General features: G+C 66.3%; 21 protein-coding genes. 5 read left to right on the plus strand and 16 right to left on the minus strand.

Translation table 11 applies throughout. The features are described 5' to 3' along the window. Window positions 1–9 precede the first annotated feature (9 nt). From AC1RP5_RS13105 to AC1RP5_RS13165, 13 genes are all read right to left on the minus strand, one after another. Window positions 10–1,002 (minus strand): Bug family tripartite tricarboxylate transporter substrate binding protein, encoded by a 993-nt coding sequence (locus AC1RP5_RS13105; RefSeq protein ID WP_493111136.1) that lies wholly within the window; start codon window positions 1,000–1,002, stop codon window positions 10–12. A 41-nt stretch (window positions 1,003–1,043) separates the two neighbouring features. Continuing rightward, window positions 1,044–2,171, minus strand: coding sequence for a tRNA 2-thiouridine(34) synthase MnmA (gene mnmA / locus AC1RP5_RS13110; protein WP_493111138.1), 1,128 nt, complete (start codon window positions 2,169–2,171; stop codon window positions 1,044–1,046). A gap of 43 nt (window positions 2,172–2,214) precedes the next feature. Continuing rightward, window positions 2,215–2,628, minus strand: coding sequence for a hypothetical protein (locus tag AC1RP5_RS13115; RefSeq protein WP_493111139.1), 414 nt, complete (start codon window positions 2,626–2,628; stop codon window positions 2,215–2,217). Window positions 2,629–2,768: 140 nt separating this feature from the next. Next, entirely contained in the window at window positions 2,769–3,341 is a 573-nt protein-coding gene (locus AC1RP5_RS13120) for a hypothetical protein (protein ID WP_493111140.1), read from the minus strand. Between the two features lie 74 nt (window positions 3,342–3,415). Next, on the minus strand, window positions 3,416–3,622 hold the full coding sequence (gene iscX / locus AC1RP5_RS13125; RefSeq protein WP_428683047.1) for a Fe-S cluster assembly protein IscX: 207 nt from the start codon (window positions 3,620–3,622) through the stop codon (window positions 3,416–3,418). A gap of 9 nt (window positions 3,623–3,631) precedes the next feature. Continuing rightward, on the minus strand, window positions 3,632–3,958 hold the full coding sequence (locus AC1RP5_RS13130; protein WP_493111141.1) for a ferredoxin family 2Fe-2S iron-sulfur cluster binding protein: 327 nt from the start codon (window positions 3,956–3,958) through the stop codon (window positions 3,632–3,634). A gap of 26 nt (window positions 3,959–3,984) precedes the next feature. Then, window positions 3,985–5,880: a Fe-S protein assembly chaperone HscA gene (hscA, locus tag AC1RP5_RS13135; protein WP_493111143.1), complete on the minus strand. Its 1,896-nt coding sequence runs from the start codon at window positions 5,878–5,880 to the stop codon at window positions 3,985–3,987. After that, on the minus strand, window positions 5,877–6,389 hold the full coding sequence (gene hscB, locus AC1RP5_RS13140; RefSeq protein ID WP_493111144.1) for a Fe-S protein assembly co-chaperone HscB: 513 nt from the start codon (window positions 6,387–6,389) through the stop codon (window positions 5,877–5,879). The genes hscA and hscB overlap by 4 nt, the downstream gene beginning before the upstream one ends. A 9-nt stretch (window positions 6,390–6,398) precedes the next feature. After that, window positions 6,399–6,806 carry a HesB/IscA family protein gene (locus tag AC1RP5_RS13145; protein WP_493111146.1) on the minus strand — a complete coding sequence of 136 codons (408 nt, stop codon included), beginning with the start codon at window positions 6,804–6,806 and terminating at the stop codon, window positions 6,399–6,401. A 19-nt stretch (window positions 6,807–6,825) separates the two neighbouring features. Continuing rightward, the gene (iscU, locus tag AC1RP5_RS13150) at window positions 6,826–7,218 is read right to left on the minus strand and encodes a Fe-S cluster assembly scaffold IscU (protein ID WP_493111148.1); all 393 of its coding nucleotides are present in this window, start codon (window positions 7,216–7,218) and stop codon (window positions 6,826–6,828) included. 31 nt (window positions 7,219–7,249) lie between these two features. Beyond that, a complete protein-coding gene (locus tag AC1RP5_RS13155) occupies window positions 7,250–8,488 on the minus strand; it encodes an IscS subfamily cysteine desulfurase (RefSeq protein WP_493111150.1) in 1,239 nt (412 codons plus the stop codon). A gap of 18 nt (window positions 8,489–8,506) precedes the next feature. Continuing rightward, complete coding sequence (locus AC1RP5_RS13160; protein WP_493111152.1) at window positions 8,507–9,637, minus strand: cysteine desulfurase family protein; 1,131 nt, start codon at window positions 9,635–9,637, stop codon at window positions 8,507–8,509. A gap of 15 nt (window positions 9,638–9,652) precedes the next feature. Further along, a complete protein-coding gene (locus AC1RP5_RS13165) occupies window positions 9,653–10,126 on the minus strand; it encodes an Rrf2 family transcriptional regulator (protein ID WP_493111154.1) in 474 nt (157 codons plus the stop codon). A gap of 239 nt (window positions 10,127–10,365) precedes the next feature. Between AC1RP5_RS13165 and AC1RP5_RS13170 the strand changes: the two genes are divergently transcribed. After that, complete coding sequence (locus tag AC1RP5_RS13170; RefSeq protein ID WP_493111156.1) at window positions 10,366–11,040, plus strand: alpha/beta hydrolase; 675 nt, start codon at window positions 10,366–10,368, stop codon at window positions 11,038–11,040. Between the two features lie 13 nt (window positions 11,041–11,053). Here AC1RP5_RS13170 and AC1RP5_RS13175 read toward each other — a convergent pair whose 3' ends face one another. Further along, on the minus strand, window positions 11,054–12,136 hold the full coding sequence (locus AC1RP5_RS13175; RefSeq protein ID WP_493111158.1) for an anhydro-N-acetylmuramic acid kinase: 1,083 nt from the start codon (window positions 12,134–12,136) through the stop codon (window positions 11,054–11,056). A 66-nt stretch (window positions 12,137–12,202) separates the two neighbouring features. On the opposite strand from AC1RP5_RS13175, the gene tyrS reads away from it, so the two are divergent. Continuing rightward, a complete protein-coding gene (tyrS, locus tag AC1RP5_RS13180) occupies window positions 12,203–13,456 on the plus strand; it encodes a tyrosine--tRNA ligase (RefSeq protein ID WP_493111159.1) in 1,254 nt (417 codons plus the stop codon). Window positions 13,457–13,465: 9 nt separating this feature from the next. On the opposite strand, the gene AC1RP5_RS13185 is transcribed toward tyrS, so the two are convergent. Then, the gene (locus AC1RP5_RS13185) at window positions 13,466–16,546 is read right to left on the minus strand and encodes a YhdP family protein (RefSeq protein WP_493111160.1); all 3,081 of its coding nucleotides are present in this window, start codon (window positions 16,544–16,546) and stop codon (window positions 13,466–13,468) included. Window positions 16,547–16,680: 134 nt separating this feature from the next. Between AC1RP5_RS13185 and AC1RP5_RS13190 the strand changes: the two genes are divergently transcribed. Then, window positions 16,681–19,623 (plus strand): bifunctional [glutamine synthetase] adenylyltransferase/[glutamine synthetase]-adenylyl-L-tyrosine phosphorylase, encoded by a 2,943-nt coding sequence (locus tag AC1RP5_RS13190; RefSeq protein ID WP_493111162.1) that lies wholly within the window; start codon window positions 16,681–16,683, stop codon window positions 19,621–19,623. Then, window positions 19,620–20,084 (plus strand): thioredoxin-dependent thiol peroxidase, encoded by a 465-nt coding sequence (gene bcp, locus AC1RP5_RS13195; RefSeq protein WP_493111164.1) that lies wholly within the window; start codon window positions 19,620–19,622, stop codon window positions 20,082–20,084. The genes AC1RP5_RS13190 and bcp overlap by 4 nt, the downstream gene beginning before the upstream one ends. Before the next feature lie 9 nt (window positions 20,085–20,093). Here bcp and AC1RP5_RS13200 read toward each other — a convergent pair whose 3' ends face one another. Further along, complete coding sequence (locus tag AC1RP5_RS13200; protein WP_493111165.1) at window positions 20,094–20,990, minus strand: LysR family transcriptional regulator; 897 nt, start codon at window positions 20,988–20,990, stop codon at window positions 20,094–20,096. Window positions 20,991–21,064: 74 nt separating this feature from the next. Between AC1RP5_RS13200 and AC1RP5_RS13205 the strand changes: the two genes are divergently transcribed. After that, a complete protein-coding gene (locus tag AC1RP5_RS13205) occupies window positions 21,065–21,760 on the plus strand; it encodes a GNAT family N-acetyltransferase (protein ID WP_493111166.1) in 696 nt (231 codons plus the stop codon). The last annotated feature ends 35 nt before the right edge of the window (window positions 21,761–21,795 follow it).

Below are 21,795 nucleotides of genomic sequence, written 5' to 3' on the forward strand. Positions count from 1 at the left end.
AGGGAATCGTCATTCCGGCTGGATGCCTGCCTGCGAAACGATGCGATCGCTCTTGGCCACCTCGTCGCGCACGAACTGGCGGAACTGATCGGCGGTGGAACCGACCGGCACCGCGCCCTGGTCGCGCAGCGCCGCCTGAACGTCGGCGGCTGCAAGCGCGCCAACGAGGCCCTCGCGCAGCCGCTCCACGATCTCCTTCGGCGTACCCTTCGGCACGGCGACGCCGACCCATGTGTTGAACTCGTAGCCGGCGAAGCCCAGCTCGGCCATCGTCGGCACGTCGGGCAAGGCTTCCGATCTCTGCGCGGACGTCACGGCGAGTGCGCGCAGCTTGCCCGATCGCACCAGCGGCACGGCCGGCGGCACGCTGCTCACCGCCATGTTGATGTGGCCGCCGACGGCGTCCTGCACCAACGGGCCCGAGCCCTTGTAGGGGATGTGCACGAACTTGGCCTTCGCCATGCTCGACAGCAGTTCGGCCGCGAGATGCTGCGGGCTGCCGCTGCCGATCGAGCCGTAGCTCACCGCATCGGGCTTGGCCTTCGCGACCTCGATAAGGTCCTTCAGCGACTGCGTCGAGGATGCCGGCGCCACGAACACCAGCGGGAAGGTCGCGACCAGCATCACCGGCTCGAAGTCGGTGCGCGGGTCGTAGGTCATGTTCTTGAACAAGCTGGCGTTGATCGCCATCTCGCTCGCCGCGCCGAACAGGACCGTGTAGCCATCGGCCGGCGCTTTCGCGACTCCCGCCGCGCCGATCATGCCGGTGGCGCCGGGCTTGTTCTCGATCACCACCGACTGGCCGAGAGATTCGGTTAGACGCTGCGCCATCGCGCGCCCGGTGATGTCGGTGCCGCCGCCCGGCGGATAGGGAATGACCAGCCGCACCGGCTTGGTCGGATAGGTGTCGGCCCGCACGGACAGGGGCGTCGAGAAGGCCAGGAGAAGGGCCGCAAGCGAGTCACGGCGCGAGAAGGGTCGCTGGGGGGTGTCGCTTTTCATGCCGGCCTTATCCCGGCAACTGGTGACGCCCCTATTACAGTTTAGACATAGCGCCGAATGAAGCCGCCGCCCAGGACGCGGCTGCCCGTCGCAGCGTCGTAGACCACGCAGGCCTGCCCGGGTGACACGCCGATCTCGGGCTCGAAGAAGCGCACCACCGCGCCCTCACCCGTCAGCTCGATTTCCGCCGGGCGCAGCGCCTGGCTCGATCGCACGCGGACCTGAACCGGCAGAGGTCCCTCGGTGGGAGCATCGAGCCAGTTCACGTCGTAGAGCTTGATCTCATCGCGGCCGAGCGCGGCCCGGGGGCCGACCACGACGCGGCGCGTCTCGGGCTCAAGCCGTACGACATAGAGAGGGTCGTTTGCGGTGCCGTCGCGCTCGCCCAGCGCCAGACCGCGCCGCTGCCCGACGGTGTAGCGCACGATGCCCTCGTGGCGGCCGACCACGTTGCCAGCCATGTCGACGATCTCGCCGGGCTCAACGGCTTCCGGCCGGAGCTTTTGGACGACCGACGCGTAGTTGCCGTTGGGCACGAAGCAGATGTCCTGGCTGTCGGGCTTGTCGGCGACGGCTAGATCGAAGCGCCCCGCCAGCGCGCGCGTCTCGCTCTTGGGCAGGTCGCCCAGGGGGAAGCGCAGGAAGTCGAGCTGGTCACGCGTAGTGCCGAACAGGAAGTAGCTCTGGTCGCGCGCCGGATCGGTGCCGCGATGAAGCTCGGGCCCCGCCTCGCCCATCACGCGGCGGACATAGTGCCCGGTTGCCAGCGCCTCGGCACCAAGCTCCCGCGCGGTCTTCAGCAGGTCCCGGAACTTCACCGTGCGATTGCAGGCAATGCACGGCACCGGCGTCTCGCCGCGCGCATAGGCATCGGCGAACGAGTCCATCACCTCGGTGCGGAAGCGGCTCTCATAGTCGAGGACGTAGTGCGGGATCGACAGGCGCTCGGCGACATTCCGCGCGTCCTGGATGTCCTGGCCGGCGCAGCAAGCGCCAGACTTTCCGATGGCGACCCCGTGATCGTAGAGCTGCAGGGTGACGCCCACGACGTCGTAGCCCTGCTCCTTCAGGAGCGCTGCCGTCACCGACGAATCGACGCCGCCCGACATGGCGACCACCACGCGGGTGTCGCCGGGCGCCTTGTCGATGCCGAGGGAATTGAAGCTCATGGCGGGGCCTATATAAGCCGCGCCTCCCGGTCTCGCCAGCCGGCTAGTCGCGGCGGTAGCCGTTATCGCGGACGACCTTGGCGACGCCGTTGCGGTCGTAAACGATGGAAACCCGGTCGCCCATCTGGACGTCACCGTCGTCAGCCTGCGCCACGGTCACGCGCTGGCCGTCGTCGCGCTGGACGGTCACTTCGATGCCACGACGAGGGGTTTGCTGGTCGATCGCCGTGCCGGCGATACCGCCTGCGACGGCCCCTAAAAGACCGCCAACCACCGCGCCACCCGCAGAGTTCGTGATGGCCCCGCCCGCGACTGCGCCGCCGACGGCACCGATGCCGCCACCGATCAGCGTGCCGTCGTTCATGCCGCGACCACCGCGCACCGGGACTTCCCGGATGGAAACCACCCGGCCGTTCTCGCCGCGGTAGCTCGAGCCCTGCGAGGACGTGTTGACCACGCCCGGCTGGTATCCGGGCTGGTTATTACAGGCGCTGAGCCCGATCGCGAGAAATGCCGGGACAAGAAGGCCGACGCGCAAATTGCCAAACATCTGAAGGAAAACCTTTCGCACGCTTAGATCAATTCAAACTACTGGGTTCAGTCCGGGTTTCGCGACGTTTCTCGCACGACGTGTGCAACGCCACGGCCATCCTGGACGATCTGCACCCGGTCACCAAGTTGGACGTCGCCGTCGTCGCGCTGCGCCACCGTCACGCTTTGCCCGTCGTCGCGCTGGACCGTGACCTCGATGCCGCGCCCGCCGCTGCGCTGGCCATCGGCGATATTGCCCGCGATCGCACCGCCCACTGCGCCCAGGAGAAGGCCCACGACACCGCCGCCCACGGTCTGGCTGGTGATCGCGCCGATCGTCGCGCCCACGCCGCCACCGATGATGCCGCCCATCAGCGTGCCGTTGCCCATGCCGCTACCACCGCCACTGCCCGGTCCGGCCAGCCCAACCTCGCGGATGGAAACGACACGGCCTTGCCCGACTGGCGCGCTGTAGGCGACCTGGGTTGGACCGCCCGCAGGCGATCCCGCGTAAGGGCCGCTTGCGACCGGCGCTGTCGAACTCACAATGCCCGGCTGTACCGCATTCGACGCGCAGGCACTCAACCCTGCTGCCAGCACCAGCGGCAACAGCAGACGACGCACTCTCGTCGCGATCATGATGGGACCCCTCCCGGATGATCGTATATTGCCCATATTTCCGGCCAAATTACGGCGTCTGGCAAGCGCCCGGGCTAGTCGCGCTCGTCGATCCAGGCCGCCTGGATGGCCTCGAGGATCTTCTCGTTCGAGCGTGCCGCGTCGTCCTCGAAATCCGGCAGTTCCATCACCCAGCGATGCAGGTCGGTGAAGCGCAGGTTGACGTTGTCGACGTCGGGATGGCGCTCCTCGAGTTCGATCGCGATGTCCTGAACGTCGGTCCAGCGCAGCTTGCGGGCCATCGGCCTCTCCTACTTGTCGACGCTCATGTTGCGGGTCGCCGCCGGCAGTTTCACGACCAGCCCATCGAGCGCCTCCGTCATGCGGATCTGGCAGCCCAGGCGCGACGTGTGTGTGAGACCGAACGCAAGGTCGAGCATGTCTTCCTCGTCGTCGCTGGCCGGCGCGAGCTTCTCGAACCAGACGGCCTCGACCACGACGTGACAGGTCGAACAGGCCAGCGAGCCTTCGCAGGCACCTTCGATATCGACATGATTGTGATGCGCGATCTCGAGCAGAGAGAGGCCGATCGGGGCATCGACTTCCTTGCGCGTCCCGTCCCTCAGAATGAACGTCATCTTCGGCATCGCTTGCTCTCGCTCTTCTACTCGCCGACCCGGTTTTCCAGGTCGCCCATCGACATGCCCGACAGCGCCTCGCGGATGCCGCGGTCCATGCGCCGCTCCGCGAAGGGCTTGGAAAGCGCCTCGAGCGCTTCGGCTGCCGCATTGATCTCGTCCCGGCTCTCGCCGGCCATTGTCGTTTCCAGCCGCGCGCGCGCCGCATCGATCGCCGCGCGCTCCTCGTCCGACAGCAGCTTGCCGTCCTTGACGAGCGCCGCGTCCAGCGCGAGCAGGCCGCGACGCGCCTCGACCCGCGCTTCGGTCAGCAGCCGCAGGTTCATGTCGGCCTCGGCATTGTCCATGCTGTCGTAGAGCATGTCGGCCATGTCCTCATGGCTCAATCCGTAGGACGGTTTCACCTCGACCCGCTGCGCCACGCCGGTCGTGCGCTCCTCGGCCGAGACCGTCAGCAACCCGTCGGCGTCGACGGCGAAGCTCACGCGAATGCGCGCGGCGCCAGCTGTCATCGGCGGGATACCCAGCAATTCGAAACGCGCCAGGCTGCGGCAGTCGGCGACCATCTCGCGCTCGCCCTGGACGACATGGATCGCCATCGCGTCCTGGCCGTCCTGGTAAGTGGTGAAGTCCTGCGCGAGCTGCGCGGGGATCGGCGTGTTGCGCGGCACGATCTTCTCGACGATGCCGCCCATGGTTTCGAGGCCGAGCGACAGCGGCGTCACGTCGAGCAGCAACGTGTCTCCGCCGCCGGTCAGCGCCTCCGCCTGCAGCGCGGCGCCCAGCGCCACCACCTCGTCGGGATCGATGTCCGTGAGCGGCGGCTTGCCGACCATCTCGGCGACTTTGGCACGCACCAACGGCACGCGCGTCGAGCCGCCTACCAGCACCACGCCTTCGATATCTCCTGCGATCATGTCGGCGTCGGCCAGCACGTTGCGGCTGATGTCTAGCGTGCGCGCGACGTAGGCGCCGATCATGGCGTCGAACTCGGCAACAGTGAGCGCGTGGAAGGACGGAACGCCCGCGATTTCCAAGCGACCCGAAGTCTGGTCGCGGTCGGAAAGCTGTTCCTTCATCTGGCGGGCCAGCGCGAGGGCTGCCTTCACGGCCGCCCCGTCGACTTGGTCACCAAGACCGTCGCGCTTGCGTTCGGCCAGCATGCGTTCGGCGACGGCGCGATCGAAATCGTCGCCGCCCAGCGCCGTGTCGCCACCGGTCGCCAGCACCTGAAACACACCCTTCTCCAGGCGCAGCAACGAGAAGTCGAAAGTACCGCCACCCAGATCGTAGACCGCGTAGAGCCCCTCGGAGCCCTTATCGAGACCATAAGCCAGCGCAGCCGCCGTAGGCTCATTCACCAGCCGCAGCACTTCGAGCCCCGCCACGCGCGCGGCATCGCGGGTCGCGGTGCGGGCCGCATCGTCGAAATAGGCCGGCACGGTGATGACCGCGCGTTCGACCGGCTTCTCCAGTGCCGCCTCGGCGCGGGTGCGCAATGCCTTCAGAATCTCGGCGGAAATCTCGACCGGCGAGCGCGCCTTGCCGCCGATCCGCAACTTGACCATGTCGGTCTGACCGGTGCCCGGCTCGACTTCGTAGGGCAGCACGCCGGCCACGGCATGAAGATCGGCGGCGCCCCGACCCATCAGCCGCTTGATCGAGGCCACGACATTGCGCGGCTCGCTGGCCGCGAATGGGCGCGCATCGTCGCCTACCACCACGCCACCCGCCACCGGATAGGCCACCACCGACGGCACGAGCGCCTTGCCCGTCTCGTCGTGCAGCGCCGCCGGCTTGCCGTCGCGTGCGATGGCGACCACGGAGTTGGTCGTGCCGAGATCGATGCCGACCGCCAGCGAGCCCTCGCCGGCATGCGGCAGGGGCGTTTCGCCCGGCTCGTGGATCTCCAGCAAGGTCATGCGCTCGACCGATCAAGATTCATACGTCGTGCCCGCGCTTCCTCGGCGAATTTATCGAGGTAACGCAGGCGAAGGAGCGCCTTTCTGATGGCGGCCCTGTCGTTTGCCAAGAACAAACTAGCGAGCCCCGCCAGCGCTTTCTGCACGTCCCGGCGCGCTTCTGCAGCCAGACCGTCGACCGCTTCCGGGGTTGTGGCCTCATGCAGCGCCTCGCGCGCCTCCATGGCTTCCATCAGCAGTTCCGGATCGTCGATCGTCTTGCCGTCACCCGGCATCTCCACCCCGGCCCGCTCCGCCATGTAGAAGGCGCGGTTCAGCGGATCCTTCAGGGTGCGATAGGCTTCATTCAGAGATGCGGCCTCGGCCGAGGCTTTCGCCCGCTCGGCGGGTGGCTTGGAGACGAAGCGGTCGGGGTGCCACTGGCGCTGGAGCGCGAAATAGGCCCGGTCGAGCGCGGCGGCATCGAGATCGAGCGCCGCCGGCAGTCCCAGCCGCGCGAAATGATCCATGATCGGTCTTCAGACGTGGAAGGATTCGCCGCAGCCGCAGCGGCCCTTCTCGTTCGGATTCCGGAACACGAAGCCCGACTTCAGCTTCTCTTCCTCGTAGTCCATCTCGGTGCCGATCAGGAACAGCGAGGCCTTCGGGTCGACCAGCAGCTTGACCTCGCCGGCCTGGATGACCTCGTCCATCGGCTCCTGCTTGTCGGCGAACTCCAGCGTGTAGCTGAGACCCGAGCAGCCCTTGGTGCGCACGCCGATCCGGATGCCCGCCGTCGGCTTGCCGCGGCCATCGATCATCGTCTTGATCCGCTCGGCCGCAAGCGGCGTCACCGTCATCAGCTGCGGACGCGGACGGCGCGGGCGCGGCGCGGCCGGCGCTGCTGAGGGCGCCGTCGGCTTCGGGGTCTCGGTGGTCGTGGTCATACGCTGGCTCCGGAGTGCGCTACTCGGCCTTCTTGGTCGCCTTGGCGCGATAGTCGGCGATCGCCGCCTTGATCGCATCCTCGGCGAGGACCGAGCAGTGGATCTTTACCGGCGGCAGCGCCAGGTGCTTGGCAATGTCGGTGTTCTTGATGGTCTCGGCCTCGTCGATCGTCTTGCCCTTCACCCACTCGGTGACGAGCGAACTGGAGGCAATCGCCGAGCCGCAGCCGAAGGTCTTGAACTTGGCGTCCTCGATCAGGCCATCGGCGCCGACCTTGATCTGCAGCTTCATCACGTCGCCGCAGGCCGGCGCGCCGACCAGACCGGTACCGACATCCTCGGCAGTCTTGTCGAACGAGCCGATGTTGCGGGGGTTCTCGTAGTGATCGATCAGCTTTTCACTGTAAGCCATGACACTCTCCTCAAACTTTTAAGCGGCGCCCTTAGTGGGCAGCCCACTCGATGGACTTAATATCGATGCCTTCCTGGGCCATTTCCCAGAGCGGGCTCATCTCGCGCAGCTTGGTCACGTGGCGGACCAGCTCGTCGACCGCCGTGTCGATCTCGTGCTCCGTCGTGAACCGGCCAAGGCCGATGCGCAGCGACGTATGGGCCATGTCTTCCTCGACGCCAAGGGCCCGCAGCACGTAGCTGGGCTCCAGCGAGGCCGAGGTGCAGGCCGAGCCGGACGAGACCGCCAGGTTCTTGATGCCCATCATCAGCGACTCGCCTTCTACATACGCGAAGCTGATGTTGAGGTTGCCCGGGATGCGCTGCTCCAGGTCGCCGTTGACGACGATGTCCGTGAGCTTGGCGCGCAGCCCGCTCAGCATGCGCTCCTGCAGCTTCTTCAGTCGCTTGGCCTCGGCATCCATCTCCTTCATGCAGAGCTCGGCGGCCTCGCCCAGGCCGACGCAGAGCGGCGTCGGCAGGGTGCCGGACCGGAAGCCACGCTCCTGCCCGCCGCCGACGATCATCGGCACAAGGCGCACGCGCGGCTTGCGGCGGACGTACAGCGCGCCGATGCCCTTGGGCCCGTAGATCTTGTGACCCGAGATGCTCATCAGGTCGACGTTCAGCGCCTCGACATCGAGCGGGATCTTGCCGGCGGCCTGGGCCGCGTCGGTGTGGAAGAAGACCTTCTTCTCACGGCAGATCTTGCCGATCTCGGCCAGCGGCTGGATGACGCCGATCTCGTTGTTCACGGCCATCACCGAGACGAGCACCGTCTTGTCGGTGATCGCCGCGCGCAGCACCTCGAGATCGAGCAGCCCGTCCTGCTTCACCGGCAGGTAGGTCACTTCGAAGCCCTGCTGCTCGAGATGGCGGCAGGTATCGAGCACGCACTTGTGCTCGGTCATCGTCGTGATGATGTGGTTCTTCCGGTCCTTGTAGAACTCGGCCACGCCGCGGATCGCGAGGTTGTTCGACTCGGTGGCGCCGGAGGTGAAGATCACTTCCTTCTCGTCGGCGCCGATCAGCTTGGCGACCTGGGCGCGCGCCTTCTCGGTGCCTTCCTCGGCTTCCCAACCATAAGCATGGCTGCGCGAGCCCGAATTGCCGAACTTGTGGGTAAAATAGGGCATCATCGCCTCGAGAACCCGCGGGTCCATCGGCGTGGTGGCCTGATAATCCAGGTAGATCGGCTGGTCGTTGCGCCGGATTTGGGTAATGGCTGTCATGCTAACCCCTTGAAACTCCTACGCTGCCCTAGCCCTAGACTCGGTGTGGGAAATATCCGACTGTCGTACTCGGATATATAGGTTCTGCCATGCGGTGATCAAGCGTTCGATGTCGACTGCTTGCGTATTCCAGCCCAGGCTTATCCTGATCGCCGAAGCCGCTTCTGCGTCGGGTGCGCCCATTGCCGTGAGAACCGGCGATCGCTGTACCTTACCCGACGAACAGGCCGCCCCCGCGCTGATGCAGACACCAGCAAGATCGAGCGCCATCACCTGAGTTTCGGCAGGAACGCCCAGCATCGAAACGCATGTCGTATTGCCCACCCGCGGCACCCTCGCGCCGAAGATCGTCGAGGCAGGAGAAATCTGGACGAGAGAAAGTTCGAGCTGGTCGCGCAATCCCGTCACATCGAGCCCACGGGAGGCTTCGACAGCGGCGGCGCCGAAGCCCGCGATACCGGCAACGTTCTCTGTGCCCGCGCGACGATTGGATTCCTGTCCGCCTCCCGCCCGGTCTGGCGAGAATGGCGCACCGTGGCGCACCAACAGGGCGCCGACGCCTGTCGGACCGCCGAGCTTGTGCGCGGACAGGCTGAGATAGTCGACGCCGAAACCATGGAAGTCGACCGGCACCTTGCCGGCGCCCTGGACGGCATCGCAGTGAACCAACGCGCCCGCCGCCTTCGCCAGACGCACGACCTCGGCGACGGGCTGCAGCACGCCGGTCTCGTTATTGGCCAGCATCACCGATACCAGAGCCGGTTCAGCCGACGCTGCGAGCGCGGCTTCGAGAGCCGCCAGGTCGAGAACGCCATTGCCGTCGACGGGAAGCACTTCGGCTTGCGGCACGACGCGGCGCACGCTGTCATGCTCGACAGCCGACACCAGAATCCGCCGACGCCCGGCACCCGACAAAGCCAGGTTGTTGGCCTCGGTGCCGCCCGACGTGAAGATCGTCTCGGTAGGCTTGGCCCCCGCGAGCGAGGCAACCTCGCGACGCGCCTTGTCGACGAACGCCCGCGCCTTGCGGCCGGCCGAATGAACTGACGAAGGATTGCCGCCTGCCCACAACGCCTCGACCATGACATCGAACGCCGCCGGCCGCAGCGGGCTGGTGGCGTTGTGGTCGAGGTAGGCGGTGGCGGACATGGAGGCGATCCGGACCTAGCTGGCAGCGGCCATCGAGTCGGAATTCGCTGCCGCGGGCGCCTCGAGGAAGCGCGGCGCGAGCTTGCGCTCCAGCACGTCGAGCAAGGTCACCGAGCTCAGGAACAGGTGGATCTGGTTTCCGAGCTCTTCCCACAGGTCGTGGGTCAGGCACTTGCTGCGGTCGGCCCGGCAGCCGGTCGCGCCCATTTCGGTGCAGCGCGTGGCGCTGATCGGCTCGTCGACCGCCAGGATGATTTCCGAGACCCGGGTATCGGCCGAGCCCCTGGCGAGGCGATAGCCGCCGCCCGGACCGCGGACACTCTTCACGAGACCGGCGCGCCGCAGACGGGCGAAAAGCTGCTCGAGATATGACAGGGAGATTTCCTGACGGGTGGCGATATCCGACAGGGAAACAGGCTTGGCTTGCGCGTGGCGAGCCAGATCAACCATCGCCATGACGGCGTAACGTCCCTTGGTGCTGAGCTTCACAGCATCCTCCTCACGGCCGGAATCGGCCTGTCTTCACTACGGAAACGCCTAAAGTTCTTGTAAACCAAGGCGTTACTACGATATGCCAGCGCCCCAGACAGGGGTTCTGGATAAAACCAACTGCGTTGCTCGGATTTAATTAATCCCAGTAGGTTGGTCAAGTATCAAGAATCCACCCCAAAACCTTTGCCAAATCGGTTACGACCGGGGGTCGAATAGGGTGACAAACCGGAGTCTCGATGCCTGACGTGATGTTTACCGGCCCCGAGGGTCGTCTCGAGGGTCGCTATCACCAGAGCAAGGAAGAACGCGCGCCGATCGCGCTGATCCTGCATCCGCACCCGCAATATGGCGGGACGATGAACCACAAGGTCGTCTTCTCGCTGTTCCACGTCTTCGTGAATCGCGGCTTCTCGGTGCTGCGCTTCAACACGCGCGGCGTCGGCCGCAGCCAGGGCCGCTTCGACAACGGCATGGGCGAACTGTCCGACGCGGCCGCGGCGCTCGACTGGCTGCAGGGCATGAACGCCGACGCCAAGTCGTGCTGGATCGCCGGCTACTCGTTCGGCGCCTGGATCGGCATGCAACTCCTGATGCGCCGTCCCGAGATCGACTGCTTCATCTCGGTGGCGCCGCCGGCCAATTCCTACGACTTCGCCTTCCTCGCCCCCTGCCCCTCTTCGGGCCTGATCGTCGGCGCGGAAAAGGACGAGGTCGTGCCGCAAGCCGACATCCAGAAGCTGGTGGCGCGCCTGTCGCTGCAGAAGGGCATCACCGTCGAGTCGCGCACCATCAAGGGCGCCAACCACTTCTTCCACGACTCGCTCGACAAGCTCGCGGTCGATGTCGACAAGTACGTCGCCAAGAGCCTGCTCAATCCGCCGGGCCGCGCGACGAGCAACAAGGAGCCCTGATCAGGGCCCTTGATCAAGGCTCGTTGAGCCGGCCGCCCGTCATCGGACGCGGCGCGCCGGTCGTTCCGGGAAACGTCAGCGGCAGGCCGCGCAGGGAACGCACCGCAAGGAATGCGAAGGCCTGCGCTTCCAGCGCATCGCCGTCCCAGCCGAGATCCGCCGCCCGCACGACCTTGCCGCGCGTCTCCTCGGAGACGGCGCGCAGCAGCGTGGGATTGTGCGCACCACCGCCACAGATCACCCATTGCGACACCGGCACAGGAAAATGCTTCGCTGCGAGAGCGATAGCGCGGGCCGTGCCGCGCGTCAGCGTCGCCGCACCATCGGCGACGCTCAGCCCATCGGCCCAAGCATCGTTGAAGTCGCCGCGATCGAGTGACTTGGGCGGCGCCTTCGCGAAGAAGAGATGCTCGCTGAAGCGCTCCACCCTGCCGCGATCGACCGTACCCGCCGCCGCCAGCGCGCCGTCCTTGTCGTAACGCTGGCCGGCGCGTCGCGCGCACCAGTCGTCGATCGGTCCGTTGCCCGGACCTGTGTCGAAGGCCAGCAGCGAATCGTCGGCGCCGATCCAGGTGACGTTGCCCACGCCGCCGATGTTCACGACGGCGAGCGGGCGCGGCAGGTCGCGTACGAGGGATGCGTGATAGACCGGGACCAGCGGTGCGCCCTGCCCGCCTGCCGCCACATCAGCGGTGCGCAGGTCGTTGACGACACGGACACCGAGGGCACGCGCAAGCGCGGCGCCATCGCCGATCTGCCAGGTGAAGCGCTTCTCCGGCCGGTGCGTGATGGTCTGGCCGTGGAAGCCCACGAGATCGAGGCTCGCCAGATCTACGCCCCGCTCGCTCGACCAGCGCCGGACGGCAGCCACGTGCGCGGCCGTCACGGCAAGCTCCGCGGCCTGCGTCGCTTCCGAGGGCTGCTCGGCACCAAACGCCGCACGGATCGTGCGCCGGACCTCGTCGGGATAGGGAACGGTCAGGCTGGGACCGAACGACGAGATTCGCTCGCCGTCGGTTTCGATCAGCGCCACGTCGACACCGTCGACCGAGGTGCCGCTCATCAGGCCGAGGGCCCGCAGGAAAGATGAAGCCATGGGGGGAATGTGTTACACCCCCGGCGCCTTCAGGGACAATCAGCCAAGCAACGGACCGAGCGGAAGATGTCGGGTTTCAAGTCGGATTTCATGCGCATCGTGCACGAGCGCGGCATGGTGCATCAGTGCAGCGACACCGCACGCCTCGACGAGTTGCTGTCGAGCGGCGCCCGTACGGCCTATATCGGCTTCGACTGCACCGCCGACTCGCTGCATGTCGGTCACCTCCTCCAGATCATGCTGCTGCGCTGGTGGCAGAAGAGCGGCCACAAGCCGATCGCGCTGATGGGCGGCGGGACGACCAAGGTCGGCGATCCCTCGGGCCGCGACGAGACCCGCCAGCTCCTCACGCCGGAGCGGATCAACGAGAACATGGCGAGCATCAAGAAGAGCTTCGCCAACTACCTCACCTTCGGCAGCGGCGCGACCGACGCGGTCATGGCCAACAATGCCGAGTGGCTCGACGACCTCCTCTACATCCCGCTGCTGCGCGACGTCGGCCGGCATTTCTCGGTCAACCGCATGCTCACCATGGATTCGGTGAAGCTGCGGCTCGAGCGCGACCAGCCGCTCACGTTCCTCGAGTTCAACTACATGATCCTGCAGTCCTACGACTTCGTGGAGCTCCACAAGCGCTACAACTGCATCGCGCAGATGGGCGGCTCCGACCAGTGGGGCAATATCGTCATGGGCGCCGATCTCGGCCGCCGCATGGAAGGCGCCGAACTGTTCGCGCTGACCTCGCCGCTGCTCACCACCGCCTCGGGCGCCAAGATGGGCAAGACCGCGGCGGGCGCCGTGTGGCTCAATCCCGATCGCCTGTCGCCGTACGATTTCTGGCAGTACTGGCGCAACACCGAGGACGCCGACGTCGGCCGCTTCCTGAAGCTGTTCACCGACATGCCGCTGTCCGAAGTCGCGCGTCTCGAGGCGTTGCAGGGCCAGGAGATCAACGAGGCCAAGAAGATCCTGGCCACCGAGGTGACGATCCTCGCGCACGGCCGACAGGCCGCCGAGAGCGCGGCCGAGACCGCGCGCCGGACCTTCGAGGAAGGCGCCAAGGCCGACACCTTGCCAACCGTCGAAATGCCGCGCGCCAAGCTACAGGCCGGCATCCCGGCGTTCGAGTTGATGGTCGAAGCGGGTCTTGCCGACAGCAAGAACGAGGCGCGCAAGCTCATCAAGGGCGGCGGCGGCCGGCTGAACGACAAGCCGATCGCGAGCGACACCGCGACAGTCGGCGAAGCCGATCTCGATTCGGAAGGGACGCTGAAGCTCTCGGCCGGTCGCAAACGGCACGTGCTGGTCCGCGCCGTCTGATCGCGGATATCAGGGCGCGCGCTGTTGCGTACTGGGCGGTGGCGCGGCGCCGCCGTTTGGCGTGTTGAAGAGATCGCGCAGCGCGCCCGGCGTGACCGCCGACATCATGTTCACGTCGGTCTTGAGATCGTCCAGCGGACCATGAAGCTGGTAGGAGATGGCGAACAGCCCGCCATCCTTGCCGCCGGTCAGCAGTGGTCCCAGCAGCGGCACGTTCGACAGAAGATTGTTCAACGCAAAGGCCGGCACGACGACGCCGTTCAGCAGCGCCGTGTCTTGGCCAATATCGATGGTGCCCTGTGTCGTGAGGCCGATCGACTGGCCGCTGGTCCGGCCGTTGCGGACCTGGATGCGATCGCCGGCTTTGACCAGGTTGGCGCTGAGACTGTCGAACTGCTGCAGGGCGTTTCCCGCCGCATTCAATCCATCGATCGCCGAGTTGAGCGTGCCGATGTCACGCCGGGCCTGCACGCGCTGCAGCCGGTAGGGGCCCATCTTGAGCGTGCCTTCGAGCGGCGGATCGGCCCAGGTGTCGTTGAACTTGCCGTCGATGCTGAGATAGCCGCCGACCAGCCCGTCGATCCAGCCGGCTTCGGTCAGAAGCTGGCCGAAGTCGGCGACATAGAAGGCAAGGGCCCGGCCCTGTGGCGTTGGCGTCACCCGGAACGTCGCACCCTTGCCGCCGCCCATCGTGAGATCGGCCGAGGCGACCCGGTCACCGACGAATTCCATGCGGCCGTTCAGGTAGCCCAAAGATCCACGCTTCAGGATGACGTTCTGTAACTGCACCGTGGCCTTGGTGCTCATCCTGGAGACCGCGGCTGTGCCCTTGGGTTCGCGCGCTGCAACATCGTTGCGGGCAGCCATCATGTCGCGGATCCGCTGCAGTTCCAGCGACGCCCCCTTGACCGAGATGTCGATGCCGCCCGGATGGCGCCTCCAGTCGACGGCCATGTCGGTCTGGCCGATCTTGACCTGCTGGATGCTGATCTGCTGGACGCTGCTGTCGGCGCCGAAGCTTACCTGCCCCTTGCCCTGCAAGCCGCCGCCGCGGCCCTCGAAGTCAGCCGCCGTCATCTTGCCCCCGACGGCCAGCTTCATCGTCGTGTTCACGAGGGCGTCGACACCCGCTTCCTTGGTCCAGGCCAACGGCAGTACAGCCAACTTCGCGGCCTTCAGGTCGAAGCGGCCGCCGACCTCGCCGGTGCCGTTGGTGGCGACCTGGTAATGCAGCGTCGTACCGACCGGACCGACGACATACGGTTCGATCGAGGGGAACCCCGCCTTCTCGACGAGGGCGGACGGCACCGTACCCTTCACGTCATAGCGCCGCCGGAAGGGCGCCTTCGCCGCGAACATCTCGCGCCACGAGATATCGACCGAGTTGCCGTCGAACTTGCCCTGCCCGACCACGCTCAGTTCCGAATTGCCGTACTTCACGCGCGCGGTCGCGTCGGTGAGGTCGACATCGCCCAGCACGTCCTTCAGCGAGAAGGAGGTGAGCTGCGCATCGGCGGCGATTTCGAGTTCGGCAACGGTCAGCGCGTTGATCAGCGGAAAGCCCAGCGAGACGTCGACCGCGACGTTGCCGCCCAGCCGGCGATAATCATAGAGCACCTCCTTCGGCAGGCCGAGCCGTGGCCGCGCGAGGAAGCGGATAACGTCCTGGGCCGAACCGGTGATCGGCAATTTGATCGCCGCCATCTGCACGGGCTTGTCGAGGTCCGTCAGGTCGATCGTACCGTCCGTGACCGTGAGATTGACCGCGTTGCCGCGCTTCACGTCGAAATGCAGGACACCGCCTTCGTAGCGCGCCTTGCCCGACACATCGCGAATTTCAGGCATGTGCGGCATGTAGCGGATCGTCAGACCGCCATAGTCGAGGAAGGCCGCCATCCGGTCGATCTTCATCTCAGCGATGTTGTCGACGGGCGCGCTGAGCGCGAACTCCGCGGCCACATCCACAGTGCCGTTGCTTACATTGGCGACCGACCACTGCCGGCCGCCCTCCGCGAATTCGAGGGGCCAATAGTCACCCAGCTTGTCGACGGGGATCTGGCGGACCTCGGCTCGGCCGGCGAAGTGGCGCTTGTCGTCCGACCGGTGGCCCGCGCCCGTGACGACGACCTTTGCCGCGCCGAAATCGAAGTCGACCCGCTCGATCTTGGACGTGTGCTGGACGTTGTCGACACTGAATTGCGCCGCCATCGCGTGGACCTGGTGGGTCGCCGGGAGAATCCCGGGCAAGGTGACGCTGCCATTGCCGCCGGTGATCTCGACACCCACCGTATTGACCTCGCCGCCGCCGGTGCCCTCGATCTGCAGGCGGCCGGACAAGGCGATGTCGACGCCCCGCAGGATCGCGAGATCCGGCGACAGATCGGCAAAGACCCAGGGCTTGAACCCCGCGATCTTCGCTTCGAGAGAGATGCGACTGCGATCGCGCGTGTAGACGCCGGCCAGGGAAAGATCGACCGGATCGCCGTGCCCGACGAAGCGCGCATTGGCCGTGATGAACACGCCGGCGGCATCGCGCCGGAGCTGCGCGCTGGCGTCAGGTGCGTTCCAGGTCAGGCCCGATTTCAGGTCCCGAATGGTGACGTTCGCCCGCTCGATCAGCACCGAGTCGAGCTGGCCGATCAGCGATTTATAATTCGGCTCGGCCAGAAGCTGGTCGACCAGGATCGACACCGCCTCGCCCTGCGCTCCGCCCTCCTGCGAGGTGAAGATGCGCTTGAACATCCCACCGTCGCGCGCAATGTCGGCCTCGATGACCGGTCGCGAAATGGTGATCGACGTCGGCAGCAGCATGCCCTGCACGACAGCGCGCGGCTCGAAGGTCAGCGCCGCTTCGGGCGCCGTGGCGATCACCTGCTTCTGGCCGTTGGTGAAGCGCAACCCCGTGAAGGCCAGCCGGATGGGCCGGCTGATGCCGCTCCACTCGAACGATATTCGGTCGAAGTCGGGGTAGATGTCGTTGCCCGGAACGTCGATCAGTTGGGCAATGCGCGGCTTCAGAAAGTCGAGATCGACCGGCCCGGCCATCAGGCGCAACGCCACAACGACGACCAGCGCGGTCAGGACGAGCACGACACCGACCGTTACACGTGCGACTACCCGGCAGGTCCGTCTGACCACACTCTACTCTTTCCGTTCCTTGACGATGACGGCGCGCTTGGGCAAGCGTGCCGCTTACGATGAGAATTTACCTGTCGACGCACTGAATGTCTTGGCTTTCGACTGCTCGCCTTCCTCGTCCGCATGATCAGGAGCGGCGAGCCGTGGCGTGGGCGCGCTGGGACGAGCGCGCATCACGTCCAGACGATTCTTCAGGCGTCGCACTCCTCGACGCTCTGTTCGGCAACAGCCCCTACCTGACGGAGACGGCTCTACAGAACCCGGTTTTTATGACCGATCTATGGCGTCGCGGACCTGACGCGGCGATGTCGGATCTGGCGTCGGAACTTGCAGCCGTGCAAAGCGACGCGACGACAGGCGCCGCGCCGGCCGACGTCGCCTCCAGACTTCGCCGCCTCAAGCGCCGCGTGGCCCTGGCCATCGCCGTCGCCGACATCGCCGGCGCCTGGCCGCTCGACCGCATAACCGGCCATCTCAGCGATTTCGCCTCGGGCTGCCTGCGCGCCCTCACCGATTCGATCCTCCTCCAGCTCGAACGCGACGGTCAGCTGTCACTCGGCGGAAAGCCAGACGCGGCAGCCTTCACCGTGCTGGGCATGGGCAAGCTGGGCGCCGGCGAGCTCAATTATTCGAGCGATATCGACCTCATCCTGCTCTACGACCGCGATGCCCCGGCGCTCGCCGGAAACGAGCAATTGTCGCGCCACTTCGTGCGCGCCGCGCGGCTCCTCGTGCAGCTGATGTCGGAGATCTCGGTCGACGGCTACATCTTCCGCACCGACCTCCGGCTGCGGCCCGACCCCGGCTCGACGCCGCTCGCCATGTCGGTCCAGGCGGCAGAACTCTATTACGAGAGTGTCGGGCAGAACTGGGAACGCGCCGCCATGATCAAGGCGCATCCCGTCGCCGGCAACGAGGCCGTGGGAGCGTCCTTCGTCGCCGACATGACGCCCTACATCTGGCGCAAGCATCTCGACTTCGCGGCGATCCACGACATTCACTCGATCAAGCGCCAGATCGACGCCCATCGCGGCGGCGGCACGGTCAAGGTGCTGGGCCACAACGTGAAGCTCGGCCGCGGCGGCATCCGCGAGATCGAGTTCTTCGCCCAGACGCAGCAACTGATCTTCGGTGGCCGCAATCCCTCGCTGAGGGGCCGGGCCACCTGCAACACCTTGCGGGCGCTGGCCGCTGCCGATCACATCACCGACAAGGCAGCCGACGAGCTGATCGAGGCCTACGGCTTCCTGCGACGGGTCGAGCATCGACTGCAGATGATCGATGACCGGCAAACCCACTCGATCCCGGCCGACGAGCCCGGCGTGGCCGCGGTCGCGACCTTCCTGGGCTACGACACGTCGGAAGCGTTCCAAGCGGCGCTGCTGGAGACCCTGCGGCTGGTCGAGAGTCACTACGCCAACCTCTTCGAGGAGGCGCCGAGCCTCGCCGGGCCTGGCGGTAACCTGGTCTTCACCGGTACCGACGACGATCCCGAAACGCTCGAGACCCTGAGGTCGCTGGGCTTCCGCGATGCCTCGGCGGCCGCTGGCATCGTGCGGCGCTGGCATCACGGCCGTTTCCGCTCGACGGCGACGGCACGCGCGAGAGAACTCCTCACCGAACTGATGCCTGGCCTGCTGAAGGAACTGGGCGGCACGGCCGCGCCCGACCAGGCCCTCCTCAACTTCGACCTGTTCCTCAGCAACCTGCCGGCCGGTGTGCAGCTCTTCTCGCTGTTCAAGGCCAACCCTGCCCTGCTCGAACTGCTGGCGACGATCATGGGCAGCGCGCCCGGGCTTGCCGCCCACCTTGCACGCCGCACCCTGCTGCTCGACTCGGTGCTCTCGCCCGACTTCTATCGGCCCTTGCCGCCAGCGAACGAAATGACGGCGGATCTCGCCGCCATCCTCGCCCGCGTCGAGCACGAGCAGGACATCCTCGACCTCGCGCGGCGCTGGGCCAACGACCGCCGCTTCCAGGTGGGTGTCCAGCAGCTCAAGCGGATCGTGACACCGGCCGAGGCGGGTCTCGCCTACTCCGACATCGCCGCCGCGACGATTTCGGCGCTGTGCGAGCGGGTCGAGCAGCGTTTTGCCGAGACCTATGGCGGCTTCCAGGGCCAGCGGCTGGCGGTGCTGGGCCTCGGCAAGCTAGGCAGCCGCGAGATGTCGGCGACCTCGGACCTCGACCTGATCTTCGTCTACGACATTCCCGCGGGCATGGAGGCCTCCGACGGGCCCAAGCCGCTGTCGCCCATCCAGTACTACACGCGGCTCAGCCAGAAGATGGTGACGGCGCTAACCGCCCACACCAACGAGGGCGCGCTCTACGAGGTCGACATGCGCCTGCGGCCTTCGGGCCGTTCCGGGCCGCTCGCCAACTCACTGGAAGGCTTCGAGACCTATCACGCGCAGTCGTCGTGGACCTGGGAGCATATGGCGCTGACGCGCATGCGCGTGATCCACGGCCCCGAGGCATTGGTTGAACGGCTGACCGAGATCGTGAGGGGCACCCTCTGCCGCACGCGCGATCCGGAGACGCTGGTCCGCGATGTCGCCGACATGCGCGACCGCATCGCCCAGCATGCGCCGCCCAAGAGCTTCTGGGACTTCAAGCATCTGCCCGGCGGCCTCTTCGACATCGACTTCGTGGCCCAGTATCTCGCGCTGCGTTACGCCTGTCCGCACACCGACATCCTTGATCCTCATCCGGCGGAAATGCTGCGTCGCATGGCGGCGGCTGGCCTGATCGATGCGGCGGATACCGAGAAGCTCTGCGCCACCCGGACGCTGCTGTCGGACGTCCAGAGCCTGCTGCGCCTCACCCTGAACGGCGACGAAGCCGCGTTCGACGAGACCAAGGCGCCGGAAGGCCAGCAACGCCTGATCGCTGCCACCGAGGGTGCGACCGATCTTGCCGACCTTCGCGTGCGGATCGACGCCGAAACGAAGACGGTGCGTGCTATATACGAACGCATCGTGGAGGCGCCGGCCCTGGCAGCAGGCTGGCAACCGAGGAGCAGGAAATGAGCGTCGTCGAAGGCAAGAAGGCCCCGGATTTCACCGCCGCGACGGATGGCGGCGGCAAGCTCAAGCTGTCGGACCTGCGCGGCAAGCCGGTGGTCCTCTACTTCTATCCCAAGGACGACACGCCGGGCTGCACGACCGAGGCCTGCGGCTTCCGCGACGGCGCTGCCGCCTTCAAGAAGCTGAAGGCCCAGGTGGTCGGCGTCTCGAAGGACAGCGTCGCCCGCCACGACAAGTTCAAGGCCAAGTACGAACTCAATTTCCCGCTGGTTTCCGACGAGGACGGCAAGGTCTGCGAGAAGTACGAGACCTGGATCGAGAAGAGCCTCTACGGCCGCAAGTACATGGGCATCGACCGCGCCACCTTCCTGATCGACAGCGACGGCGTGGTCCGCAAGATCTGGCGCAAGGTCAAGGTCGCCGGCCATGTCGACGAGGTCCAGGAAGCGCTCAAGGCGCTCTGACCCACGCCGTCAGGTGACCTTGCGGCCGAGGGTTTTCAACGCGCGGATCGTTTCGCGCAAGCCCAGATGCAGGACCTTGTCTCGCCTGATCACGATCGCGAGCTTGCGATAGAGGCGTGGTGACAGCGGCCGTATGACGAGGTTTGTGCGATCGGCCGCGTCATGCACCGCGACGGCCGGCAGGATGGCGCAGCCCAGGCCCGCCTCCACCAGCCGCTTGATTGCTTCGACGCTCCCCAGCGCCATCTTGGGCTTGAGTTCGACACCGCCCTGGAAGAACCACTGATCGGCGACCACGCGCGTGTGGCCGCCGGGTTCGAACATGATGACCGGCAGGCCAGCCATGACCGCCGGCGTGACGCGACGCGGCAACGCCACGCCGTCGCGCGCCGTCACCGCCACGAACTCGTCGTCGAGCAAGGGCGTCACCTCGAGGCCCCGACCCGCCGCCGGCAAGGTCACCAGCCCGATGTCGAGCGCATTGTCCTGCACGCCCTTCACGATGTCCGACGTGTTGCCCGTGGCGATAGTGATCTCCAGCTCCGGCAGGCTGCGGCGCAGGCTGCGCAGCAGCGGCGGCAGGCGGAAGATCGCGGCCGTGGCGCCTGTGCCCAGCCGTACGCGCCCGACCTCGCCGCTGGTGAACCGGGCCAGGCCTTCGAGCAACGACGCCACCGCGCCGTCGATCCGGGCGGCATGATCCAGCAGTTCGCTACCGGCCGCCGTCGGCATGGCGCGACGTCCCATCCGCTCCAGCAATCGCACGCCCAACCGCTTCTCGAGCTGGCCGATCTGCTGGCTGATCGCCGGTTGGGTCAGGTTGAGATGGGAAGCCGCCGCGGAAAACGAGCCCAGCCGCACCACCTCGGTGAAGGCGTTGACGTGATCGAGATTGAGACCGCGCATCGCAAATTTTCTCTTATGGTTTTCATAAGATAACAAGATTTCCCTTATGTCTCCAGCGTCCGCAGATTGCGCCCATGTCGTATCGCAACGGGTTCGGAGACATCGTCATGGAGATCGGTCGCTATATCGGCGGCTCGCCCTGGTCGCGAACCCGCCAGCGCGAGGCACTGCGCAACCTGGACGACCGGCTGCTGTCGGACATCGGCCTGTCGCGCGAGCAGGTTCTATCGGGAGGAACGATGATGAGGACGGCCGTCGATGTCCGCGACGCCCGCGAAGGCGACATGCGCTTCGTGCAGGAAATCTACGCCCACCACGTGCTGCATGGCCTGGCGAGCTTCGAGGAAGCCGCACCCACCGTTGCCGAGATGATCGGACGCCGCGACGCCGTGCTGAAGCTCGGTCTGCCCTATCTCGTGGCCGAGATGGACGGCCGCATCGTGGGTTACTGCTACGCCTCGCTCTACCGGCCGCGCCCGGCCTATCGCCACACGATCGAGGATTCGGTCTATGTCCGAGACGGGTTCGTGGGTCACGGTATCGGCCGGGAACTGCTGTCCGACCTCATCAAGCGTTGCGAGAACGGGCCGTGGCGCCAGATGCTCGCCGTCATCGGCGACAGCGCGAATGCGGGCTCGATCGGCCTGCACGGCAGCCAGGGTTTTCGCCAGATCGGCAAGCTCGATGCCGTCGGCTTCAAGTTCGGCCGCTGGGTCGATTCGATCCTGATGCAGCGGCCCCTTGGGAAGGGCCACCTGGCCCTTCCTTAACTTGAGCGCCAGTTGTCTTTCGTCCGACACGGCAA

The organism is Reyranella sp. GW821-FHT12G01 (genome assembly GCF_058806575.1).

Coding starts and splice junctions, on each gene's coding strand:
- AC1RP5_RS13105 (WP_493111136.1), bottom strand. CDS start 1,002: ATGAAAAGCGACACCCCCCAGCGACCCTTCTCGCGCCGTGACTCGCTT.
- mnmA (WP_493111138.1), bottom strand. CDS start 2,171: ATGAGCTTCAATTCCCTCGGCATCGACAAGGCGCCCGGCGACACCCGC.
- AC1RP5_RS13120 (WP_493111140.1), bottom strand. CDS start 3,341: ATGATCGCGACGAGAGTGCGTCGTCTGCTGTTGCCGCTGGTGCTGGCA.
- iscX (WP_428683047.1), bottom strand. CDS start 3,622: ATGGCCCGCAAGCTGCGCTGGACCGACGTTCAGGACATCGCGATCGAA.
- AC1RP5_RS13130 (WP_493111141.1), bottom strand. CDS start 3,958: ATGACGTTCATTCTGAGGGACGGGACGCGCAAGGAAGTCGATGCCCCG.
- hscA (WP_493111143.1), bottom strand. CDS start 5,880: ATGACCTTGCTGGAGATCCACGAGCCGGGCGAAACGCCCCTGCCGCAT.
- hscB (WP_493111144.1), bottom strand. CDS start 6,389: ATGGATCATTTCGCGCGGCTGGGACTGCCGGCGGCGCTCGATCTCGAT.
- AC1RP5_RS13145 (WP_493111146.1), bottom strand. CDS start 6,806: ATGACCACGACCACCGAGACCCCGAAGCCGACGGCGCCCTCAGCAGCG.
- iscU (WP_493111148.1), bottom strand. CDS start 7,218: ATGGCTTACAGTGAAAAGCTGATCGATCACTACGAGAACCCCCGCAAC.
- AC1RP5_RS13155 (WP_493111150.1), bottom strand. CDS start 8,488: ATGACAGCCATTACCCAAATCCGGCGCAACGACCAGCCGATCTACCTG.
- AC1RP5_RS13160 (WP_493111152.1), bottom strand. CDS start 9,637: ATGTCCGCCACCGCCTACCTCGACCACAACGCCACCAGCCCGCTGCGG.
- AC1RP5_RS13170 (WP_493111156.1), top strand. CDS start 10,366: ATGCCTGACGTGATGTTTACCGGCCCCGAGGGTCGTCTCGAGGGTCGC.
- AC1RP5_RS13175 (WP_493111158.1), bottom strand. CDS start 12,136: ATGGCTTCATCTTTCCTGCGGGCCCTCGGCCTGATGAGCGGCACCTCG.
- tyrS (WP_493111159.1), top strand. CDS start 12,203: ATGTCGGGTTTCAAGTCGGATTTCATGCGCATCGTGCACGAGCGCGGC.
- AC1RP5_RS13190 (WP_493111162.1), top strand. CDS start 16,681: ATGTCTTGGCTTTCGACTGCTCGCCTTCCTCGTCCGCATGATCAGGAG.
- bcp (WP_493111164.1), top strand. CDS start 19,620: ATGAGCGTCGTCGAAGGCAAGAAGGCCCCGGATTTCACCGCCGCGACG.
- AC1RP5_RS13200 (WP_493111165.1), bottom strand. CDS start 20,990: ATGCGCGGTCTCAATCTCGATCACGTCAACGCCTTCACCGAGGTGGTG.
- AC1RP5_RS13205 (WP_493111166.1), top strand. CDS start 21,065: ATGTCGTATCGCAACGGGTTCGGAGACATCGTCATGGAGATCGGTCGC.